The 21601-nt window shown below is 72.5% G+C and carries 23 protein-coding genes; 4 read left to right on the top strand and 19 right to left on the bottom strand.

The annotated features are described in order from the left end of the window. Positions 1 to 12 precede the first annotated feature (12 nt). Positions 13 to 1035, top strand: coding sequence for a hydroxyacid dehydrogenase (locus OG462_RS26570; RefSeq protein WP_406061321.1), 1023 nt, complete (start codon positions 13 to 15; stop codon positions 1033 to 1035). Here OG462_RS26570 and OG462_RS26565 read toward each other — a convergent pair. Continuing rightward, positions 1012 to 4464, bottom strand: coding sequence for a hypothetical protein (locus OG462_RS26565; protein ID WP_406061319.1), 3453 nt, complete (start codon positions 4462 to 4464; stop codon positions 1012 to 1014). The two genes, OG462_RS26570 and OG462_RS26565, sit on opposite strands and share 24 nt — an antisense overlap. 73 nt (positions 4465 to 4537) lie before the next feature. On the opposite strand from OG462_RS26565, the gene OG462_RS26560 reads away from it, so the two are divergent. Next, on the top strand, positions 4538 to 5236 hold the full coding sequence (locus tag OG462_RS26560; RefSeq protein WP_406061318.1) for an ester cyclase: 699 nt from the start codon (positions 4538 to 4540) through the stop codon (positions 5234 to 5236). A gap of 102 nt (positions 5237 to 5338) precedes the next feature. Here the strand turns inward: OG462_RS26560 and groL are convergent, their stop codons facing one another. The 4 genes from groL to OG462_RS26540 form a co-directional block, all read right to left on the bottom strand. Beyond that, the gene (gene groL / locus OG462_RS26555; protein ID WP_406061316.1) at positions 5339 to 6961 is read right to left on the bottom strand and encodes a chaperonin GroEL; all 1623 of its coding nucleotides are present in this window, start codon (positions 6959 to 6961) and stop codon (positions 5339 to 5341) included. A gap of 131 nt (positions 6962 to 7092) precedes the next feature. Then, the gene (groES, locus tag OG462_RS26550; RefSeq protein WP_362362055.1) at positions 7093 to 7401 is read right to left on the bottom strand and encodes a co-chaperone GroES; all 309 of its coding nucleotides are present in this window, start codon (positions 7399 to 7401) and stop codon (positions 7093 to 7095) included. Positions 7402 to 7632: 231 nt separating this feature from the next. Further along, positions 7633 to 7806, bottom strand: a complete 174-nt coding sequence (locus OG462_RS26545) for a hypothetical protein (RefSeq protein WP_406061314.1) — start codon at positions 7804 to 7806, stop codon at positions 7633 to 7635. Next, complete coding sequence (locus OG462_RS26540; protein WP_406061313.1) at positions 7803 to 8723, bottom strand: polysaccharide deacetylase family protein; 921 nt, start codon at positions 8721 to 8723, stop codon at positions 7803 to 7805. Before OG462_RS26540 ends, OG462_RS26545 begins: the two co-directional genes overlap by 4 nt. A gap of 130 nt (positions 8724 to 8853) precedes the next feature. Here OG462_RS26540 and OG462_RS26535 point away from each other — a divergent pair, with 130 nt between their 5' ends. Then, positions 8854 to 10041, top strand: coding sequence for a THUMP-like domain-containing protein (locus OG462_RS26535; protein ID WP_406061311.1), 1188 nt, complete (start codon positions 8854 to 8856; stop codon positions 10039 to 10041). Between the two features lie 34 nt (positions 10042 to 10075). Here the strand turns inward: OG462_RS26535 and OG462_RS26530 are convergent, their stop codons facing one another. From OG462_RS26530 to tsaB, 9 genes are all read right to left on the bottom strand, one after another. Next, positions 10076 to 10711 (bottom strand): hypothetical protein, encoded by a 636-nt coding sequence (locus OG462_RS26530; RefSeq protein WP_406061309.1) that lies wholly within the window; start codon positions 10709 to 10711, stop codon positions 10076 to 10078. Between the two features lie 21 nt (positions 10712 to 10732). Next, complete coding sequence (locus tag OG462_RS26525; RefSeq protein WP_406066727.1) at positions 10733 to 11938, bottom strand: RNA polymerase sigma factor; 1206 nt, start codon at positions 11936 to 11938, stop codon at positions 10733 to 10735. Between the two features lie 114 nt (positions 11939 to 12052). Beyond that, complete coding sequence (locus OG462_RS26520) at positions 12053 to 12418, bottom strand: YciI family protein (protein ID WP_406061307.1); 366 nt, start codon at positions 12416 to 12418, stop codon at positions 12053 to 12055. Positions 12419 to 12819: 401 nt separating this feature from the next. After that, a complete protein-coding gene (locus tag OG462_RS26515; RefSeq protein ID WP_406066725.1) occupies positions 12820 to 13176 on the bottom strand; it encodes a DUF6247 family protein in 357 nt (118 codons plus the stop codon). Between the two features lie 97 nt (positions 13177 to 13273). Then, complete coding sequence (locus OG462_RS26510; RefSeq protein ID WP_406061305.1) at positions 13274 to 14125, bottom strand: polysaccharide deacetylase family protein; 852 nt, start codon at positions 14123 to 14125, stop codon at positions 13274 to 13276. A 35-nt stretch (positions 14126 to 14160) separates the two neighbouring features. Next, positions 14161 to 14421, bottom strand: a complete 261-nt coding sequence (locus OG462_RS26505; protein WP_406061303.1) for a hypothetical protein — start codon at positions 14419 to 14421, stop codon at positions 14161 to 14163. Beyond that, entirely contained in the window at positions 14418 to 15530 is a 1113-nt protein-coding gene (tsaD, locus tag OG462_RS26500; protein WP_406061302.1) for a tRNA (adenosine(37)-N6)-threonylcarbamoyltransferase complex transferase subunit TsaD, read from the bottom strand. Before tsaD ends, OG462_RS26505 begins: the two co-directional genes overlap by 4 nt. Continuing rightward, complete coding sequence (gene rimI, locus OG462_RS26495; protein WP_406066723.1) at positions 15520 to 15990, bottom strand: ribosomal protein S18-alanine N-acetyltransferase; 471 nt, start codon at positions 15988 to 15990, stop codon at positions 15520 to 15522. The genes tsaD and rimI overlap by 11 nt, the downstream gene beginning before the upstream one ends. 23 nt (positions 15991 to 16013) lie before the next feature. Further along, the gene (gene tsaB, locus OG462_RS26490; protein WP_406061301.1) at positions 16014 to 16670 is read right to left on the bottom strand and encodes a tRNA (adenosine(37)-N6)-threonylcarbamoyltransferase complex dimerization subunit type 1 TsaB; all 657 of its coding nucleotides are present in this window, start codon (positions 16668 to 16670) and stop codon (positions 16014 to 16016) included. Positions 16671 to 16790: 120 nt separating this feature from the next. Between tsaB and OG462_RS26485 the strand changes: the two genes are divergently transcribed. Then, a complete protein-coding gene (locus OG462_RS26485) occupies positions 16791 to 17333 on the top strand; it encodes a hypothetical protein (protein WP_406066721.1) in 543 nt (180 codons plus the stop codon). A 17-nt stretch (positions 17334 to 17350) separates the two neighbouring features. On the opposite strand, the gene OG462_RS26480 is transcribed toward OG462_RS26485, so the two are convergent. The 5 genes from OG462_RS26480 to OG462_RS26460 all read right to left on the bottom strand — a co-directional run bounded on the left by OG462_RS26480 (position 17351) and on the right by OG462_RS26460 (position 21437). Further along, entirely contained in the window at positions 17351 to 17542 is a 192-nt protein-coding gene (locus OG462_RS26480) for a hypothetical protein (RefSeq protein WP_406061300.1), read from the bottom strand. Positions 17543 to 17728: 186 nt separating this feature from the next. Then, positions 17729 to 18229, bottom strand: a complete 501-nt coding sequence (gene tsaE / locus OG462_RS26475; RefSeq protein WP_406061299.1) for a tRNA (adenosine(37)-N6)-threonylcarbamoyltransferase complex ATPase subunit type 1 TsaE — start codon at positions 18227 to 18229, stop codon at positions 17729 to 17731. Positions 18230 to 18239: 10 nt separating this feature from the next. After that, positions 18240 to 19430 (bottom strand): alpha/beta fold hydrolase, encoded by a 1191-nt coding sequence (locus OG462_RS26470; RefSeq protein ID WP_406061298.1) that lies wholly within the window; start codon positions 19428 to 19430, stop codon positions 18240 to 18242. A gap of 10 nt (positions 19431 to 19440) precedes the next feature. Then, positions 19441 to 20589: an alanine racemase gene (gene alr / locus OG462_RS26465; protein ID WP_406061297.1), complete on the bottom strand. Its 1149-nt coding sequence runs from the start codon at positions 20587 to 20589 to the stop codon at positions 19441 to 19443. Positions 20590 to 20609: 20 nt separating this feature from the next. Continuing rightward, positions 20610 to 21437 carry a L,D-transpeptidase family protein gene (locus OG462_RS26460; RefSeq protein ID WP_406066719.1) on the bottom strand — a complete coding sequence of 276 codons (828 nt, stop codon included), beginning with the start codon at positions 21435 to 21437 and terminating at the stop codon, positions 20610 to 20612. Positions 21438 to 21601 lie beyond the last annotated feature (164 nt).

Below are 21601 nucleotides of genomic sequence, written 5' to 3'. Positions count from 1 at the left end.
TCAGGTACCACGATGCACCCGACCACTGACAACCGCCCCGCGCTGCTGCTCGCGATGGGCGAGGGCGTAGCCGAACGCCTCCTCACGGACGCCCACCGCACCCGCCTCGCGACCCTCACCCGCACCGACCCGTATCTGGTGGCGCACGACCTGACGGCCCCGGACCCGCGGGTCGCCGCTGCCCTCGCCGAGGCCGAGATCCTCCTCACCTGCTGGGGAGCGACCCCGCTGACCGACGAGATCCTGGACCGCGCACCCCGCCTGCGGGCCGTGGTCCACGCGGCCGGCTCGGTCAAGCACCACATCACCGAGGCCTGCTGGGACCGGGGCCTCCGCGTCACCTCCGCCGCCGCGGCCAACGCGCTGCCGGTGGCGGAGTACACGCTCGCCGCGATCCTCTTCGCGGGGAAGCGGGTCCTCGGCTCCGCCCAGCGGTACGCGGAACTCCGCGCCGACCACGCATGGCTCACCGAGTCCGCCACCTGGGGCAACTACCGCCGCACGGTCGGCCTCGTGGGCGCGTCCCGCATCGGCCGCAGGGTGATCGACCTGCTGCGCCCCTTCGACATCGAGATCCTCCTGTACGACCCGTACGTCGACGTCCCGCCCCCCGGCGTGGAACTGGTGGCGAACCTCGACGAGCTGTGCGCCCGCAGCACGGTCGTGTCGGTCCACGCGCCCCAACTCCCCTCCACGGAGCGCATGATCGGGGCGGCGCAGCTGGCGGCGATGCCGGACGGGGCGACCCTGATCAACACGTCCCGGGGCTCGCTGATCGACGAGTCCGCCCTCCTCCCCCACCTCGTCGCGGGCCGCCTCCACGCGATCCTGGACGTGACGAACCCGGAACTCCCGCCCCCCGACTCCCCCCTCTACACCCTCCCGAACGTCCTCCTCACCCCGCACGTGGCGGGCTCCCTCGGCAACGAACTCCACCGCATGACGGACCAGGCGCTGGAGGAGGTGGCGCGGTACGGGAGGGGCGAACCGTTCACGGAGGAGGTCCGGGCGTCAGACCTCCAGCGCTCGGCGTAGGCGGTCGGCCTCCTCCAGGACCAGCGGGACCGAGCCCGGGTCGACGGCGAGCACGTCCGGCAGCACGGACCGCCAGTTCCCGAGCCGGAGCGCGAGGACGGCCCAGCGCCGGGCCAGGGCGGGATCGGGCTCGGCGCGGGCCAGGAGGGCGTACGCCTCCCCGCAGGCCGGGCCCAGGTGGTGCATGCCGCCGAGGAGGGCGGCGGCGTGGCCGTACCGGGCAGCGCGCAGGTACTCGGCGACGAGGTCGGCGAGGCCGTGCCCCACCGGCCCCGGGTTCCAGGACCGGAAGAAGTCGAGCGCCTCGTCGTACGCGCCCATGAGGACCATCGCGAGCTCCGTGACACGGGGCCGCCGCAGTCGCACCAGGGAATCGGCCCCGAAGAGGGCCCGGAGGTTCCTCCCCAGTGCGTAGTCGGCCCGTACGGCATCGAGCGGCACCGGCAGGTCCGCCGTCACCAGCCCGTGCACGGCCTCCAGGAACTCACGGGCCTCGTCGGGGCGGCCCTGGCGCACGGACTCCAGAGCCATCCGGGCACACATCTCCATCACGTCCGGCACCCAGGTCCGCCTGGACGCCAGGTCCAGCGCCCGGTCCCAGGCGCCCGCTTCCGCGAAGGCCGCGACAGCATCCGGGAGGAGGTTCGGCGGCGCGTCCGGCCGCTCGACCAGGCGCAGGGCACGGTCGAACGCCCCCTCGGCCGCGTAGCCCGCGACGACCCGGGGAAGCAGGATCCGCTGCTGGAACCCGGACCCTCCCCGAGCGAGGGTCTCCGCCCACTCCACCCGTCCCGCCGCGAGCGCCGCGGGGACGGTGTCCGCAGGGTCCAGGTCCGGCTCGCCCTCCACGGCCCGGAGCAGGTGCGCCGCGTCATCACGCCGGCCGGCCTCCCCGAGGGCCCGGGCGAGCGCCACCAGGTCCTTGACGAGGCTCTCGCGGGGAGGCACCCGGCTCCTCCTCTCCTCCGCCGCGAGCATGCCCCGGGCCTCGGCAGCGTGGCCGGCGTCGTACAGCACCTCTGCGAACACGGCGAGGGCCTCCGTGTTCTCCTCTATCCCGTCGACCAGCGCCCGGGCGCGGCCGACGGCGCCCTCCGCGACCAGTCGGCGCAGGAAGGCGTCCAACGCCCGGACACGCTCGGAGCGCTCGCCGACCCCTCTCCACCACCACGCGGGCCTGTCGACGAGCCGTCCGCACAGCGGGGCGACCGCATCGAGGTCTCCACGCGCCAGCAGGGCAGAGACGATGGCCGGCCAAGGGTCCTCCCAGGGCATCTCCCCCTCCGGGGCGAGAGCCATGGCCTGCTCGACGGCGCCGGTCAGTGCCAGCGCACGGGCGGCACGCGCGCGCACGAGGACCCATTCGGTGCCCTCCATGGCCCCGGCGACCTCCAGGGCCTCCTCCCACCGGCCGTTTCTGATCAGCGCCGAGGCGAAGACGGCGGCTCCCCCGTCGTCGCCGTCCTCACGCGCCGCCGCGATCTCTCCCGCCGCGACGAGGGCGTCGAGCAGGAAGGAGAAGAACACGCCGGACCTGCGGGGGCCCATGCGCGTCCGCTCCACCATCGCCTCCCGCAACGCGGCGCCCGCGGCGTCCCGGTGTCCGGCCTCGCGCAGTGCCACCGAGGCCCGCAGCAGCACGACGGCGCGCGCACCGGGCTCGTTCCCCTGCCGGTACGCCTCCCGTTCCGCCTCGGCGACGTGCCCGGCGCGGACCAGCGCCTCGACGATGCCGGCCCGTACATCCGCTCCGAGTCCGTCCTCCGGCTCTTCCCGCCCCAGGGCGACGGCCTGTTCGTACCGCCCCACCGCGAGCAGTCCGTCCACCAGCGCACGACGGGCTCCTCGGGCACCGGTGGAGGTGATCGTCCTCAGCAGCCGCTCCGCACGGTCGTACGCGCCGAGCCGGCCGAGCAGCCGGGTGACGGTGGCCGCCGGCTCCCCGTGGAAGCCGTCGGCCGGCAGCGCCTCCGCAAGCCTCTCCGCCTCGTCGGCGAGCTCCATGGCCCGCTCCGGAGCCCCCGCGTCCAGCAGCTTGCCCGCCACGACGCACAGTCCGTCGATCGCACGGGGCCCCTTGAGGCTCCGGGCGAGCGCCACGGCCCGGTCCGGAGCCCCGACAGCGGCCCAGCCCTCCAGGAGCGCGAGGGGCACGCTTCCGCTGTCCCGCGACAGCCTCGACCTGCCCATCGCGAGCCGCAACGCGGACCGGACCGGGTCCGCACCGTCCGCCTCGCCCAGGACCGCGTCCTCCGCCGCTCCGATCTCCCCCAGCGCCGCCGCGTCACCCCCCGTCGCGGCCAGCAGCCGCAGATGGCGCCGCTCGTCCACCGCGCAGACCACCAGCCGCTCCCCGTCCCCCTCCGCCCGCAGCATCGGCACGTACCCGTGCAGCAGGTAGTCCGGGGTCCCCTCCGGCCAGCCCCGCTCCCGCCAGCGGTCCGCCCAGGCGTACAGCACCGCCCGCCACCGGGCGAGTTCCCGCTCCCCCAGCATCTCCCGTGCTCCGGCGACCAGTTCCTCGTGCGCGAGCAGATACGCCTCGCCCCGTCGCGCGAAGGTCCGGCCCGGCCCCGTCTGCAGCACGTCCTTCACCCGGTACGGCACCGCGCCCGTCAGCTCCACCAGGTCGTCCGCCGTGAGGCCGCCGCCCGCCGCCGTGACCAGGGCGAGCAGGTCGTACGGGAGACCGCCCGCCTCCAGGAGGTGCTTCAGCTCGCGCTCGGCCTCGACGCGGATCGCGCGGGCCTCCGGGGACGGCGCCAGGACGCGGACGACCGCCGGGTCGCGCAGCGGATGGTTCTCGGGGACGTCCGCCGGGAGGGGCGGGTTCAGCCGGCCCGAGACGATCACCCGGAGGTCGTACGGCAGCAGGCTCGCGATCGAGTGGGCGTCCGCTCCCGTCGTCACGCCCCGGTCCTCGTCGAGGCCGTCGACGAGGAGGACCAGTCGTTCGCCGCGCGCCGCGCAGGCCGAGGCCGCCGAGGCGTACAGCCGGAGCAGGTGGGCCTCGCGGGTCGCGGCCGTCAGGAGCGCGGGCAGGCCCTCGCCCGCCAGTTCCGCGAGCTGCTCCAGAACGACGTCCGTGTACGCGGCGACGTCGTTCTGGGCGCCGAGGCGGGCGGTGACGAAGAAGGGGACGATCCGCACACCGGGGGGCGGGGCGAGGGCGAACCACGCCATCAGCGCCGTCTTCCCGGCCCAGGCGTCCGCCCGCCAGTACGCGTACGCCGGCCCGGGATCGGCACGGCAGAACTCCGCGAGCTCGGCCAGCTCCCGTTCGCGGCCGACGAGTTCGGGCGGGGCGATCCTGCGGACCTGTTCCCGGTAGGCCGAGCGGACCTCGGGCACCGGCGCCGCCACGACCCGGTTGCCGTCGCCGATGACCACGATGCCCGCGTCGTTCTCGACCCTGATCCCCCGCTCCACGCCCCCATGCTGCCAGGGCATCCCCCGCCCCCGGTCCTAGACTGGAAAGATCCCACCTGGGTCGGGAGGCGTCATGACGTTCACGCAGATCATCGACTTCAAGACCAGCCGGGTCGACGACATGAGCCGGCTCATGGACCTGTGGATCGAGCAGTCCCAGGGCAAGCGGACTGCCACCCACAGCATCCTCGGCAAGGACCGGGCCGATTCCTCGCATCTTGTGGAGATCGTCGAGTTCCCGTCCTACGACGTGGCGATGCGGAACTCGCAGCTCCCCGAGACCGATCGGATCTTCCGGGAGATGGTCGCGCTCTGTGACGAGATGCCGACCTTCACCGACCTGGACGTGGTCCGGGACGAGGCGCTGTACAAGGCCAATGCCCGGCGCTTCCTGGAGATGATCGCGGTCGAGCCGGAGCTCGCGCTGCTCGACGAGGTACTCGCCGAGGGGTGCCACGACCACAATCCGGCCAATGCTCAGGACACCATCGGCATGGACGCGATCCGGCGCGATGTGGAGATGTGGCGGGCCGGCTTCGACTTCGCCTTCACCGTCGACGACCAGATCGCCGAGGGCGACCGGGTCTGCACCCGCTGGACCTGGAAGGGCAGCCACACCGGGGACTTCATGGGGCTCCAGCCGACCGGCATGGACGTGACCATGACCGGGACGATCATCCACCGCTTCCGGGACGACGGGAAGATCGTCGAGGACTGGTGGCAGTACGACATGCTCGGCCTCATGGCGCAGCTCGGCGCCGTGGAGGGATAGCGCGGTGGAGGGACAGCGGGGGAGGAACGCCGAGGCCCGGTGCCCCCGCGACGGGGGCACCGGGCCTCGGCGATCAGTTACGACGATCAGTCACGACACGCGTCAGTGCGAGTGGCCGTGACCGTGGCCGTGGTCCGCCGGCTCCTCTTCCTTCTTCTCCACCACGAGGGTCTCGGTGGTGAGGAGGAGGGAGGCGATCGAGGCGGCGTTCTCCAGGGCGGAGCGCGTCACCTTCACCGGGTCGATGACGCCGGCCTTGACCAGGTCGCCGTACTCGCCGGTCGCGGCGTTGAAGCCCTGGCCCTTGTCGAGCTCCGCCACCTTCGAGGTGATGACGTAGCCCTCGAGGCCGGCGTTCTCGGCGATCCAGCGCAGCGGCTCGACGGCGGCGCGGCGGACGACCGCGACACCCGTGGCCTCGTCGCCGGTCTTGCCGAGGTTGTCCTCGAGGACCTTGACGGCGTGGACGAGCGCGGAGCCACCGCCGGAGACGATGCCCTCCTCGACCGCGGCGCGGGTCGCGGAGATGGCGTCCTCGAGACGGTGCTTCTTCTCCTTCAGCTCCACCTCGGTGGCGGCGCCGACCTTGATCACGCACACGCCGCCGGCCAGCTTCGCGAGGCGCTCCTGGAGCTTCTCGCGGTCCCAGTCGGAGTCCGTGGACTCGATCTCGGCCTTGATCTGGTTGACGCGGCCCAGCACCTCGGAGGAGTCGCCGCCACCGTCGACGATCGTGGTGTCGTCCTTGGTGATGGTGACGCGGCGGGCGGTGCCGAGCACGTCCAGACCGGCCTGGTCGAGCTTGAGGCCGACCTCCTCGGCGATGACGGTCGCACCGGTGAGGGTGGCGATGTCGCCGAGCATGGCCTTGCGGCGGTCACCGAAGCCGGGGGCCTTGACGGCCACGGCGTTGAAGGTGCCACGGATCTTGTTCACGACCAGGGTCGACAGGGCCTCGCCCTCGACGTCCTCGGAGATGATCAGCAGCGGCTTGCCGGCGCCGGCCTGGATGACCTTCTCCAGGATGGGCAGCAGGTCCTGGATCGAGGAGATCTTGCCCTGGTTGATCAGGATGTACGGGTCGTCGAGGACGGCCTCCATACGCTCCTGGTCGGAGACCATGTACGGCGAGAGGTAGCCCTTGTCGAAGGCCATGCCCTCGGTGAACTCCAGCTCCAGGCCGAAGGTGTTGGACTCCTCGACGGTGATGACACCGTCCTTGCCGACCTTGTCCATCGCCTCGGCGATGAGCTCGCCGACCTGCTGGTCCTGCGCGGAGAGCGCGGCCACGGCGGCGATGTCGGACTTGTCCTCGATCGGGCGGGCGGTCGCGAGGAGCTCCTCGGACACGGCCTTGACCGCGGCGTCGATGCCCTTCTTCAGGGCGGCCGGGGAGGCGCCGGCGGCGACGTTGCGCAGACCCTCGCGGACCAGGGCCTGGGCGAGCACGGTGGCGGTGGTGGTGCCGTCACCCGCGACGTCGTTGGTCTTGGTCGCCACCTCCTTCACCAGCTGGGCGCCGAGGTTCTCGAACGGGTCCTCGATCTCGACCTCGCGGGCGATCGTGACACCGTCGTTGGTGATGGTGGGGGCGCCGAACTTCTTGTCGATGACGACGTTGCGGCCCTTGGGGCCGATCGTCACCTTCACCGTGTCGGCAAGCTTGTTGACGCCGCGCTCAAGGGCGCGACGGGCGTCCTCGTCGAACTTCAGGATCTTCGCCATGGGAGCGGTTCAGCCCTCTCGGAATCGGGGTGGAACGAACCGCGCCCCGGGGCGCCTGGAAGGGGCCTCGGGGCGCAGCTCTGAGCATCTGCTTGGTGCTCGGTACTTCGGTACTTCAGTACGTCGGTGAATTACTTCTCGACGATCGCGAGCACGTCGCGAGCCGAGAGGACGAGGTACTCCTCGCCGTTGTACTTCACCTCGGTGCCGCCGTACTTGCTGTACAGCACGATGTCGCCGGCCTTGACGTCGAGCGGCAGACGCTCGCCGTTCTCGAAGCGACCCGGGCCCACGGCCAGGACGACGCCCTCCTGGGGCTTCTCCTTGGCGGTGTCCGGAATGACCAGGCCAGAGGCGGTGGTCTGCTCGGCGTCGAGCGGCTGGACCACAATGCGGTCCTCGAGCGGCTTGATGGCAACCTTGGAGCTGGTGGTCGTCACGATCCGACCTCCCCCTTCGGAGATCTCGGGGTTAACTGTCTGAGGTGGCGACCAGGTGGATCCGTCGTCGCGGGTGCCGGACCTGCCCGTCGCTGTGTTGGCACTCTCCAGTGGGGAGTGCCAGAGCCGAGACTATGACCGCGGTTAGCACTCGGTCAAGCGGAGTGCCAATTCCGTGCCGTGTGGCGATTCGGTCTCGATACGGCGAGGGCGCGACGAACCCCTTCCGCCTCAGCCCCGGGGCCGCTCGGCCCGGACGTGTGCGCGGTCCGCGGCGTCCCGTTCCCTGACCTGTTCCACCGTCTTCCGGCCGAGGCGCTCGATCGGGTCCACCGCGGAGGCGCAGCCGGTCAGACCGAGCAGGAGGACGGCCGCCACGAGGGGCCGCACCCGGCGCGGGCTCATACGTAGTCCTCGAGCTTCGCGACCGCGTACCCCTTGGCCGTGATCACGTTCATCACCCGGCGGATCATGTCGGGCATGGTGCCCTTCCAGTCCTCCTTGCCCCGGAAGTGGGTGAGGACGATGTCGCCGGGGTGCAGGTCCCGGTCCCACTCGCGCCACTCCATGTGGTCGGGGAAGGCCTCGGACGCCCACAGCGGGACCGCCTTGACGCCGCAGGTCTTGGCGGCGCGCAGAGTGTCCTCGTTGTAGTTGCCGTACGGCGGGCGGAAGAGCGGAGGCCGCTTGCCGAACCGTTTCTCGATGACGTCCTGCATGCCGCAGATCTCGCGCTTCTGCCGGCTGTACGAGAGTCCGGGCAGGTAGCGGTGGTTGAGGGTGTGGTTGTGGAGGGAGATCCCCGCCTCCTGCGACTTCTGCATCCGGGAGAAGTAGCCGTAGTCGTCCTTGACGACGTAGTCGCTGAGGAAGGCGCTGAAGGGGATCCGCAGCTCCTTCATCATCCGCAGCAGCTCGGGGTCCTTCTCCGCGCCGTCGTCGATCGTCAGGAAGACGATCTTCTGCTTGGTCGGCACGGTGGTGAAGACGGGCGGAAGGCCTTCACCGTCCGTCTCGAAGCCCTTGCGGGTGGTGATCTTCGGCTTGACGGCGGGCGGGGCCGGGGCTTCGAGCGGGGGCTTGGCGAGGCCCCACTTCTTGGCGGCGAGCACACGGGCGGCGCGCTGCTTGCGGACCTTGTCGACGTACGCGTTGAGCGCGCCGGCCGCGCCCTGCCCCCGGGCCTGCTGCCCGGCGGCGGGGGCGGGCGCGCCGCGGTCCGGCTCGGTGCCGTCGGAGCAGGCGGTGGCGGCGGAGACGAGGGCGGCGACGACGAGCACCGCCCCGAGCGCCCGAGACGAACCGTGCACACCTTTTGCCATCTTCTAGTCCTTTTGTCGTACGAGTCGTATGGCGCCGCATCCTGTCAGCGCGGGAGCCCCTCTCCGGGGTACGACACCGCCGTACGTGCCCTCGGTCCCCCGGCCGGCCCACAGCACCACAGGGCCCACAATGGGACGGGTGACCGACCTCGCCTCCTTCGCCCCCCTGCTCACCGCCGAGGGGCAGACGCTCCTCACCGCCCTGCGCGACTACGACCCCGCCCAGGAGCTGGCGGTCGCCTCCCGGCTGCGCCGTGACCACCCCGCCGAGCTGGTCACGGCGGCCATCGGACAGGCGCGGCTGCGGCAGCGGGCAGTGGCGAAGTTCGGCGCGGAGGACGCGTACCGGATGTACTTCACGCCGAACGGCGTCGAGCAGTCGACGCGCGCCTCGGTCGGCACCTACCGGGCGGCCCGGATGAAGGTGCTCGGGGTCCGGAGCGTCGCGGACCTCTGCTCCGGGATCGGCGGCGACGCGATCGCGCTCGCGCGCGCCGGGATCACGGTCCTGGCCGTGGACCGCGACCCGCTGACGGCCGAGGTGGCCCGCGCCAACGCCGAGGCGCTCGGTCTCGCGGAGCTGATCGAGGTGCGGTGCGCGGACGTCACCGACATCGACACCGCCCCGTACGACGCGGTCTTCGTCGACCCGGCGCGGCGCGGCGGCCGGGGCCGGATCTTCGACCCCGAGGCGTACTCCCCGCCGCTCTCCTGGGCGGTCGAGGCGGCCCGCAAGGCCCCGCACGCGGCCCTGAAGGTGGCCCCGGGGATCCCGCACGAGGCGGTCCCCGCAGAGGCCGAGGCCGAGTGGATCTCGGACGGCGGGGACGTCAAGGAGGCCGTCCTCTGGTTCGGCACGGAACCGGGCGCCCGGCGCGCCACCCTGCTGCCCTCGGGCGCGGGCCTCACCGGCCGCGGCCTCCCCGACCCGGCGGTCCGCCCGGTCGGCCGCTACCTCTACGAGCCGGACGGCGCGGTCATCCGCGCGCATCTCGTCGCCGAGGTGGCGGAGGACCTGGCCGGCGGCCTGATCGACGAGACGATCGCGTACATCACGGCGGACGAACTCGTCCCGACCCCGTACGCCGCCGCGTACGAGATCACCGACGAGCTCCCCTTCAACCTGAAGAAGTTGAAGGCCCTGCTGAGGGAACGCGAAGTCGGCACCCTGACGGTGAAGAAGCGTGGCTCGGCGGTCGAACCCGAGGAGATCCGCCGCAAGGTGAAGCCGAAGGGCCCGAACGCGGCGACGGTCCTGCTCACACGGGTGGCGGGAGCACCGACGATGCTGATCGGCCGGCCGGCGGGCGGCCGGTGAACGGGTGCCCCGGTGAGCCGCTGAGCTGCACCGCTCAGGACGTGAGCGACGGCCGCCGGCCCGTCAGCCGTACCGCCAGGCGGTAGTGCCCGAAGGCCTTCACCAGGCCCGTGAGGCCGGTGATCCAGAGGATCAGGGCGACGCCCATGCCGTACGCGACCAGGCCGTAGCCGTCGTCGCGGCTGACGCCCAGGGGGACCGCGAAGCCCATCCAGAGGCCGAGCCCGCACATCGCGAAGGACAGCAGCAGCCAGCAGACGCTGAGGACGGGCGCGCGCAGCCGGGCGTCCGTCGGGCCGTGCCGGTCCAGCGCCGCCCACTGGGCGAGGCGATCGCGGACCCTCCGGTCCTGCCGCAGGCTGCGGATCGTCAGCCACACGGCCGGGACGAGGACCCCGATGCCGAGGGCAGCCGCGAAGAGACCCGCCATCATCGCGAACGGGTCGAGGATCGGTCCGCCGAGCGAGGTGAGCAGGACGCCGATCAGCCCCCAGCCCAGTTCGAGCATGAGGAACCAGAGCAGGAACAGCGTGAGCCGCGCGCCGCCGAGCAGACGCCTGCTCAGCTCGTCCAGCGCCAGCGCCCGGTCGGCGAGCCGCGCCTCCCGGTCGGGCCAGCTCTGGAGCTCGGCGGGCGGGGGCGGCGGAGGAAGCGGATTGCGCGGGGACATGCCAAGCACCCTACGGGTGCGTCACGACGCCTCCAACTCCCGCGCCTTCCCCCGCAGCAGCTCCCGTTCGCTCTCGTTGCGGGTGAGCTCCGCCGCCCGCTCGAACTCCTTCCGCGCCTCCTCCGCCCGTCCGAGGCGGGCCAGCAGATCGCCCCGTACGCTCGGCAGCAAGTGGTAGCGCGCCAGGCCCGGTTCGGCGGCCAGGGCGTCGACGATCGGGAGCGCCGCCGCGGGGCCCTCGGCCATCGACACGGCGACCGCCCGGTTCAGTTCGACGACCGGTGAGGGCGTCAGGGCGGCCAGCTTCCCGTAGAGCGCGGCGATCGTCGCCCAGTCCGTCTCCTCGTACGAGGAGGCCCGCGCATGGAGGGCGGCGATGGCCGCCTGGAGGGCGTACGGCCCGTACGAGCGCCCGTCCCCGGCCCGCTCCAGGGCGGCGTACCCGCGCCGGACGAGCAGCCCGTTCCAGCGCCGCCGGTCCTGCGCGGCGAGCAGCACCGGCCGCCCGTCGGGCCCGGTCCTGGCCGCCGCCCGGGAGGCCTGGAGCTCCAACAGGGCGACCAGGCCCTGTGCTTCGCTCTCCTGCGGTACGAGCGCGGCGAGGACCCGGGCGAGCCGCAGCGCTTCCTCGCACAGATCCGGCCGCAGCAGATCGTCGCCGGCGGTCGCCGCGTATCCCTCGTTGAAGATCAGGTAGACGACCTCCAGGACGGAGCCGAGCCGAGCCTCCCGGTCCTCCCCGTACGGCACCTCGAACTCCACGCCCGCCTTAGCGAGGGCCCGCTTGGCGCGCGTGATCCGCGCCGCGACGGTCGCCTCCGGTACGAGGAAGGCGCGGGCGATCTCGTCCGTACGGAGCCCGCCGACGAGCCGCAGCGTGAGGGCCGCCCGGGCCTCGGCGGAGAGCACCGGGTGGCAGGCGGTGAAGATCAGCCGCAGCACGTCGTCGTCGATGTCGCCGGGGCCCGAGGGCTCGGGGTCGTACGACTCCTCCGTGAGCGCCCGGCCCACCTCCGCGAGCTTCCGCGCGTACGTCTCGCGCCGCCGCACGAGGTCGACGGCCCGGTGCTTGGCGGCGACCGTCAGCCAGGCTCCGGGCCGCTCGGGGACTCCTGTCCGCGGCCACTGCTCCAGGGCGGCGACGAGCGCGTCCTGGGCGATCTCCTCGGCGATGCCGACGTCTCGGACGATCCGCGCCACCGTGGCGATGATCCGCGCCGACTCCATGCGGAAGACCGTCTCCAGCGTCTCCTCGACCGTCTGTGCCGTCACGTCTCACATGACAGCACACCGCGGGGACCCGGGTCCGGGGGTCCGGGGGTCCGGGGTCCGGGGTCCGGGTCAGCCTTCCGGCATCTCCTCGACCTCGCGGACCTCCAGACCGACCTTCCACTGCGGCGGGTGGACGGCGAGGAAGCGCTTCCCCCACTCGACGGCCTCGGCCATGTCCTTGCACTGCAGCATGGCGTAGCCGCCGACGACCTCCTTGGTCTCGGTGAACGGTCCGTCGGTGAACGACAGCTTCCCGTCCGACCAGGTGATCCGGGTGGACTCGGCAGTCGGCTTGAGCCCGGCGGTGTCGACCATGGCGCCGGCCTTGGTGATCTCCTCGAAGAGCGCACCCATCCGCTGCTCGAAGCCGGGGTCGGCGCTCTCCATGTCGATGGTGTTCTCCTCGATGCGGACGAGGGACAGGAAGCGGGGCATGACGACTCCTCGATGGTGCGGTGGCGGGGCCGTTCCCCGCCTTCCACACATACGTCGAACGGAAGAAGCCCGCATCGACGACTCGCGGAAGGTTTTTCCAGACACCGTCGTCCAGGCGCGCCCCGGGGCCCTCAGAGGCTGTCGAACGGCGGGATGATCCGCACGACCACGATCAGCCGCGCCCTCGGCGCGGCGAGGAAGTAGAACCAGCCCCCGGCCGCATCCATGCGCCGCAGGCCTCCAGACCTCGGCCCCTCCCCCACCCCAGGTCACCGACGTCCACGCCCATCTCGGCCAGGTCCACCAACTGGGACGTCAACCGCTCGACCTCAGCGACCACCGGCACCGGGACACCCACGGCGACGTGGGCACTGTCAGGGTCGTACTCCCAGCGCCAGCGCTCACTCACCGCCGGTCCTCGACAGCGCGCCCCGGGCGTCGTCGAGCATGCGGCCCAGCTGCGCCGCGGCCTCCCGCACCTGATCCGCTTCGCCGATCGCGACCACCGATTCGAGCTCCCGGAAGCGCGCAGCCACCCCCGGCTGACGCTGAATGTGGACGTACACGGCCCAGTGCGCGGTGAAACGGCGCAACGGCGCGAGATCCGATCCGAGACGGGCCTGGTCCGCCGCCTGGTCCAGCTCACGGGTGAAGGCCGGCAGCGACGCCGGGGCGATCTGCGCCACCGCCTGCCGCAGCGCGGTGACGGTCGACGGTGGCTGCGGGATCAGCGGCTGATCGGATGCGCTGGCGGTCATGTGTTCTCCCATGGCCGGGATTGTGAACCGTACGGCAAGCGTAGCGAGCGGGAACCCGACACCCTCATCCGATCCGGTGACCCTCGCCGGGGGCCTCTCAGACGTAGTCCTCCAGCCGCGCCACCGTGAAGCCCTGCTCCTGTATGCGGCGGAGCATCGTGGCCGTCATCTCGGTCATCGTCCGGCCCTTGAGCTCGGACGGGCCGCGGAAGTGGGCCAGGATGATGTCGCCGGGGTGCAGCTTCTTGTCGCCGCGCTGGTACTGCATGTTCTTGATCTGCATGGACTCGCGCCACAGCACGATCGCGTCGACGTCGCACGCGCCCGCCGCCGCGCGCGTGGCCTCGTTCCAGTTGCCGTAGGGCGGGCGGAAGAGGCGCGGGGTCGTGCCGTACCGCTTCGCCAGCTTCGTCTGCTGGCCGCATATCTCCCGGCGCTGGGCGTCCTGGGGGAGGGTGCGCAGGTTGGGGTGGGTGAGGGTGTGGTTGGCGAGCCCGTGGCCCTGGGCGACGAGCGGCGCGAAGTACGCGTAGTCGGCGCGGATCGCCGAGTCCGTGAGGAACATCGTGACCGGGACCTTGAGGTCCTTCATCATCGTGACGAACGCGGGGTCCTTCTCCGCCCCGTCGTCGATCGTGATGAAGACGATCTTCTCGTCGGTGGGTATCTCGCTGATGACGGGGACCGGGCCGCCCGGCTTGCGGGTCACCGGCTTGACCGCGGGCGGGGCGGGCGGGTCCGCGAAGGGCTTGAGCCCCCAGCGGCGGTACGCGGCTGCGGCCTCGGCCTCGGGGGCCTTGTCACCGGCGGCCCCGGCGGACGGGGACGCCGGAGGGGCGGTGGTGACCGTCCCCCGGACGGGGGTGGCGGCGGATTCCTCCACCGCGCAGCCGGTCACCAACAGAGCCACGGCGGTCAGCGCCGCCCACACCACGATCTTCTTGTCCACGCCCTAGGGGATGCGCGAACGGCCCCCGGGGTTGCTCAGGAGGTCTCGACCGACTCGAAGCGCCAGCGGTGGACCGGACGGGTGATGAGCTCGGCCTCCGGCTCGGGCAGTTCGGGCAGCTCCGCGTCGAACGCCGCCGCCTCCCACCAGGTGAGGACGAGCACCCGGTCCTGCGGCGCGCGCAGGATCTCCCGCCGCAGCGGCTCGTACGCGAGGACCTGGGACCTGGCCCATTCCAGGAGCTCGGCGCCCCGGCCCTGCGCGGCCCGCGCCTCCCACATGAGGGTCAGCCTCATGAGTAGAGGTTCTCCTTGCTGACCTCGTGCACATGATCGTGGTCATGCGCATGATCGTGCTGCGCCCCCGGCACGTGCGGGTCCGTCACCGGCAGCGACGAGTCGGCCGACAGTTCCAGGTCGGAGGCGGGCCGGTTGCGGGCGACCATCTCGGAGCCGAGGGCCGCGACCATCGCTCCGTTGTCCGTGCACAGGCCGGGCCGGGGCACCCGCAGCCGGATGCCGGCCCGCTCGCAGCGCTCCTGGGCGAGGGCGCGGAGCCGCGAGTTGGCGGCGACGCCGCCGCCGATCATCAGGTGGTCGACGCCCTCGTCCTTGCAGGCCCGGACGGCCTTGCGGGTGAGGACGTCGACGACCGCCTCCTGGAAGGACGCGGCGACGTCCCGTACCGGCACGTCCTGGCCGGCCGCCCGCTTGGCCTCGATCCAGCGGGCCACGGCGGTCTTGAGGCCGGAGAAGGAGAAGTCGTAGGCGGGGTCCCGGGAGCCGCTCAGACCGCGCGGGAACGCGATGGCGGCCGGGTCGCCCTCCTTGGCGAGCCGGTCGATGACCGGTCCGCCGGGGAAGCCGAGGTCGAGGACGCGGGCGATCTTGTCGAAGGCCTCGCCGGCGGCGTCGTCGATGGTGGCGCCCATGGGGCGCACGTCGGAGGTGATGTCGGAGGAGAGCAGCAGCGAGGAGTGGCCGCCGGAGACGAGCAGGGCCATCGTCGGCTCGGGCAGCTTGCCGTGCTCCAGCTGGTCGACGCAGATGTGCGAGGCGAGGTGGTTGACGCCGTAGAGCGGCTTGCCGAGGGCGTACGCGTAGGCCTTGGCCGCCGAGACGCCGACGAGCAGCGCGCCCGCGAGGCCGGGGCCGGCGGTGACCGCGATGCCGTCGAGGTCCTTGGCGGAGATCCCGGCCGTCTTCAGGGCGCGCTCGATCGTCGGGACCATCGCCTCCAGGTGGGCGCGGGAGGCGATCTCGGGCACGACGCCGCCGAAGCGCGCGTGGGTGTCGACGCTGGACGCGACGGCGTCCGCGAGGAGCGTGGTCCCGTGGACGATGCCGACGCCGGTCTCGTCGCAGGAGGTCTCGATGCCGAGTACGAGCGGTTCGTCAGCAGCCATCAGAATCAGTCTCAGTTCCTTGAACGGTCAGTCGCATCACGAGCGCGTCCACGTTTCCGGGCTGGTAGTAGCCGCGCCGGAAACCGATGGGCTCGAAGCCGAAGCGCTCGTAGAGCTTCTGGGCCCGGGTGTTGTCCACGCGCACTTCGAGGAGAACCTCTTCGCACTCGAAGGCGGTGGCGTGCTGGAGCAGGTCGGTGAGGAGCCGGGCGCCGAGCCCCGTGCCCCACTGGTCGCGGGCGACGGCGATGGTCTGCACGTCGCCGAGTCCGCCGGCCGCGGCGAGCCCGGCGTACCCGACGAGTTTCCCTTCGCCGTTCTCCGCGACGATGTAGCGGCGGGTGGCCCGCGGTCCGCGCGCGTGCGCGAGCTCGGACCAGAACATCCCCGCCGACCAGGCGTCCTCGGGGAACAGCTCCTCCTCTAGGGCCAGCACCGGTGCGATGTCCCACCAGCGCATCTCGCGCAGTTCCACGGCGCCGGTCACTTGGGGGTGACCACCTTGTAGTTCTTCGGCACCTGCGCGTCGGGCCGGCGCAGATACATCGGCAGCGGGTCGAGGAAGCCGTCGTCTCCGGCCGCGAGCTTCTCCGCCGCGAGCGCGGCGAGCGCGGCCGCCGACTGGTGCTCGGGGTCGCGGGCGTCGGGGAAGGCCTCGGGGTAGAGGCGGGCGCCCGCGCCGACGACGGGGAGTCCGGCGAGCCGCTCGGCGATCTCGGCGGGCCGGTCGACGGCCGCGTCGGTCACGCGCGTACGCGAGTCCTCGTACCGCGCCCAGTAGACCTCCTTGCGGCGCGCGTCCGTGGCGACGGCGAAGGGCTCGTCGATCCCGGAGGCGTACGCGAGGCCGTCGAGGGTGCACAGACCGTGCACCGGGACGCCGAGCGCGGAGGAGAAGGCGGCGGCCGTGACGAGACCGACCCGGAGGCCGGTGTACGGCCCGGGGCCGACGCCGACGACGATCCCGGTGACCGCGTCGAGCTTCAGCCCGGCCTCCTTGAGGACCCGGTCGACGGCGGGCAGCAGGAGCTCCCCGTGGCGGCGGGCGTCGACCTGGCTCGACGAGGCGACGACGGCCTCGCCGTCGTGGAGGGCGACGGTGACGGCGGGGGTGGCGGTATCCATGGCGAGCAACAGCACGCGAACAGCCTACGGCTCCCGGGCACGGTGCCCCGCCCCTCGCTCCCCCGGCTGCTACCGTCACCCTTCGATACGTTCGTACGAGAGGTGGGCACGGTGGCACGGAGCAGCTCGGGATTCGTGGCCGGGCTCACGGCGGCGGCCGTCGCCGCGGTCTGCTTCCTCGCCTACCAGGCCTCGGCGAACGCCCCCGCCGATGTGTCCGTGAAGCCCCGGACGCCCGGCACCTCCGCCCCCTCGGTCTCGCCGAGCGGCGGCCCGAAGCAGCCGGCGAAGAACCCCCTCGCCGTCCCGGCGGCCTCCGGCAGCGGTGAGCGGGTCGTCTACGCGCTCGCCGACCGCCGGGTGTGGCTGGTCGACGCGAAGGGCAAGGCCACCCGGACGTTCACGGTGATGCCGAGCACGGTGGACCCGGCGACGGGCGCGTACAGCGTGACCTCCCGCTCGGGCTCGGTCCGCGGCTCGGACGGCGTGCAGATCGAGCACGTGGTGCGGTTCGCGACGGCCCAGGACGTGGCGATCGGCTTCAGCGCGGCGGTCGACGGTTCGACGCCGAGCCCGGACCCGACGAAGAAGACGGGCGGCATCCGCATGAAGCGGGCCGACGGGGACGCACTGTGGACGTTCGCGGTGATCGGCGCGAAGGTGATCGTCGTCGCGTAGGGCCTCGTCGCGAAGGGCTAAGCGGCTCTGTCGCGTACGACCCGCACGATCCGCTCGACCTGTCCGGCCCTCGCCCCGCGCTCCTCGTCCGCCCGGTCCGGGCGGACGCCCGGCGGGGTCGACACGGCGCGGGCGGCCGCGCAGGACGCCAGCAGTTCACTCATCGAGACGTGGTGCCGGACGGGTTCCGCGCGCTTCGGCGTCGCCATGCATGCCTCCCGTAGGTTAGGTTCACCTAACCAGCTCGTGCATCCATGTCACCACGGCACGTACGAACGACGCAACACCTTCCCGACACGTTGTCGGAAACTACGTACGTCCGGGCGGCCCCGCGTACGGCCGGTCGGAGCACGGCCTCACCGGTCGGCGCCTGTCCGCACCGTGCGCCGACGTCCTCAGAGCGCGCCCAGGTCCTCGTCGGCCCAGCGCGAGCCGATCCCGCGCAGCACGACCGTGCGCCGGTCGTCGTCGGTGTCGCCGGTCACCCGGTGGATCAGCAGGTGCAGCCGGTCGTCCGTCAGCTCCTCGACCTTCCCGTCACCCCACTCGACGACCACCACCGACTCGGGCAGCGAGACGTCCAGGTCGAGGTCCTCCATCTCGTCGAGACCGCCGCCGAGCCGGTACGCGTCGACGTGCACCAGGGCCGGGCCGCCGACCAGGGACGGGTGGACGCGGGCGATGACGAAGGTCGGGGAGGTGACGGCACCGCGCACGCCGAGGCCCTCGCCGAGGCCCCGGGTGAACGTGGTCTTCCCGGCGCCGAGCTCACCGGTGAGCATGACGAGGTCGCCGGGGCGGAGGATCTTCGCGAGGCGGCGGCCGAGCTCCTGCATCTGCTGGGGGGAGTCGATGGCGAGGGTCGCGCCGGAGACGGGCGGGTGCGCTGCTTCCATACCCGCCAACTTAGCTGTTGCGGGTCTCCGGCCTCACCGTGACGGTCGCCGCCGCCGCCTCCGGGACGGCCCCCGCCCGGACGAGCAGGTCGGCGAGGCGGTCGGTGACCGCCTCCGGGTGCTCCAGCATCACCAGATGGCCGCCGTCCGGGACGATGACCAGCTCCGCGTCCGGGAGGAGATCGGCGATGGCCTCGGTGTGGGAGCTGGGGGTGACCAGGTCGTGATCGCCGGCGAGGGCGAGCACCGGCAGGTCGTGGAGGACGGGCAGCGCGGCGGCCTTGTCGTGCTCGGCGAAGGCCGGGTAGAAGGCGGCGACCACGTCGATGGGGGTCGACTCGATCATCCGCTCGGCGAAGCGGGCGACGGCCGGATCCACGTCCTTCGAGGAGAACGAGTACTTCTTGATCAGCCCGGCGAACAGGTCCGCGGTCGCCCGCCGGCCCCGCTCGACCAGCTCCGCCTGGGAGCCGAGCGCCCTCAGCACTCCGGGCAGGACCCGCCGGACGGCATTGACGCCGGCGATCGGCAGCCCGTACGAGACCTCCCCGAGCTTCCCGGCCGAGGTGCCGACGAAGGCGACGCCGACGACCCGGTCGCGGACGAACTCCGGGTACCGTTCGGCCAGCGCCATGATCGTCATGCCGCCCATCGAGTGCCCCACCAGGACGAGCGGACCCTCGGGCGCGGCGACGTCGAGGACGGCCTTGAGGTCGCGGCCCAGCTGGTCGATGGTGACGGGCACGCCGTCGGGGCCGGACTGCGCGACACCCTGCCCCGAGCGGCCGTGGCTGCGCTGGTCCCAGTGGACGGTACGGACGAGACCGCGCAGCGCGGCCCGCTGGAAGTGCCAGGAGTCCTGGTTGAGGCAGTAGCCGTGGCTGAAGACGACGGTGACGGGGGCTGGGTCCTTGCGCCCGAAGAGCCGCCGCCGACGGGCGGGCGGGGTGTCCGCCTCCACCTCGTCGACCTCGTAGTACAGGACGGTCGAGTCGTCGGCGAGGGCCCGGCCGGGGGTCCCGCGCAGCCCGCCGTACGGGCCGGTGGAGTCGAGGGCGAGCCGCGCCTTCTGCCGCACGGAACGGCCGACGGTCAGCCGCTCGACGGCGACCCCGGCGGCCGCGCCGGCGGCGAGCACACCTATCGCGGCGCCGGCGAATCCGGCGCGGCGCCAGGTACCGGTGCTGCTGGACTCGCCCATGGGCCCCCCTCTATTCGCCCAGGTACACGCGCGGGACGCGCGCGCCGATCCGGGTGACGATCTCGTACGCGATGGTGTCGGCGGCCACCGCCCAGTCCTCGGCGGTCGGTTCGCCCCGGTCGCCGGGCCCGAACAGCACGGCCTCGGTTCCCGGCGCGGGGACGTCCCCGCCCAGGTCGACGACGAACTGGTCCATGGCGACCCGCCCGGCGACCGTGCGGACGACGCCGTCGACGAGGACGGGACCGCGGCCCGAGGCGTGCCGGGGGACGCCGTCGGCATAGCCGAGCGGGACCAGACCGAGGGTCGTCTCCGCGTCGGTGACGTAGTGGTGGCCGTAGCTGACGCCGTGGCCGGCCGGGACGTGCTTGACCAGGGCGACGCTCGCCTTGAGCGACATCACCGGCCGGAGTCCGAGCTCGGCGGAGGTGCCGAGCTCGGGGCTCGGCGAGACGCCGTACATGGCGATACCAGGACGGACCAGGTCGAAATGGGCCTCGGGGAGGGTGAGGGTGGCCGGCGAGTTGGCGATGTGCCGGACCTCGGGCTCGACACCGGCCTTCTCGGCGTGGTCGAGCATCGAGCGGAAGACGTCGAGCTGCGCGGCGATGGAGGGATGGTGGGGCTCGTCGGCGCACGCGAAGTGCGACCAGAGCCCGGTGACCTTGACGAGCCCGTCGGCCTCGGCCTTGAGGGCCTCCCCGACCAGCTCGGGCCAGTCCGCCGGCTGGCAGCCGTTCCGCCCGAGCCCGGTGTCGGCCTTGAGCTGCACGCGCGCGGTCCTCCCGACGACACGCGCCGCCTCGACGACCTCCTCCAGCGCCCACATCCCGCTCACGGACATGTCGAGACCGGCCTCGATGCCCTGGTCCCAGGGGTCGCCGGGGGTCCAGAGCCAGCACATGACGGGGACGTCGGTGATCCCGGCGGCGCGCAGCGCGAGCGCCTCGTGCGGGGTGGCCGTACCGAGCCAGTCCGCACCCGCGTCCAGGGCGGCGCGGGCACAGCGCACCGCGCCGTGTCCGTACGCGTCGGCCTTGACCACGGCCATGATCCGGACGTGGGGGGCGACGCGGGCGCGCAGCGTGCGGACGTTCGCACGCAGCGCACCGAGGTCGATCTCGGCGCGGGCTCTGCGGGGCGGCGGTGTCTCAGTCATCGCGCCCAGTCTCTCAGGTGTCAGCTCCCGGGCCGCTTTCCCCAGATGTAGACCCGGTCACCCTTGCGGAGGACGTCCCAGAGTTTCTGGGCGTTGCGGTAGCCGAGATTGACGCAGCCGCGGCTGCCGGCGGGCGTGGCGAGCTGCCCGTAGACGGCGTGGAAGGCCTGACCGCCGCTGAAGAACTGGGAGTAGGGCATGGGGGTGTTGTAGATGGAGGACCAGTGGTCCTTGTGCCGCCAGTAGACGGTGTGCCACCCGGTCCGGGTGGCGTACCCGACGCGCCCGCTCCTGATGTTGACCACCGGGAAGGTGACCTTCTTGTCCTTCCGCACCCACATGAGCTGCCGATCGAGATCGACACAGGCGACGGCGTACTTCTTCACGGGACAGCGCCGTCCCGGATCCAGGTTCTTCCGGGCGGCGAGCAGTTCGGCCCGGGCCCAGGTGACGGGTCCGGCGTACCCGTTGGCGGGCTTGATCTTCTCCTTGACCTGGAAGGCGCGGACGGCCCGGCAGTCGGCGGCGGACTGCTTCCCGTCCACCTTCAGCCCGAGCAGCCGCTCGACCTGCCGCTGATAGGCCCCGGCGCTGGCGGTACAGGCAGCCCCCACCGCACTCCGCGGCAGGTACTCGACCAACTCGTCGACGTCCTCCTCGGGCTCGGGCACGGGCACCTCACCCTCGGGCTGCAGCGGCGGCAGCACCTGATCGGGCGTATCCATCGGATACTCGGCCCGCCCACCCCCGACCACCCCGGGCACCAGCACGTCCTCGGGCTCGGGAACATCGGCGAAGGCCCCGCCCCCGGTCGCGGGCACGAGCAGGACGCCAAGAAGAACGAACAACGACACGGCACGACTTCTCGATCTGATCACCCACCCACCCAATCCCCGAGCGGACGAGCGAGCGCGCCGAGAGAGGCGGCCGGGGCAACGGGTTCGGCCGAGTGGGGGGCGGCGACGGCCGGGGGGTCGGGGGGGGCGGCCGGGGGGCCGGGGGCTGACGCACG

Source organism: Streptomyces sp. NBC_01077 (assembly GCF_045162855.1).
GTDB lineage: Bacteria > Actinomycetota > Actinomycetes > Streptomycetales > Streptomycetaceae > Streptomyces.
The sequence above is the reverse complement of the archived record's forward strand: the minus strand, read 5'-3'. Positions and strand labels throughout refer to the sequence as shown.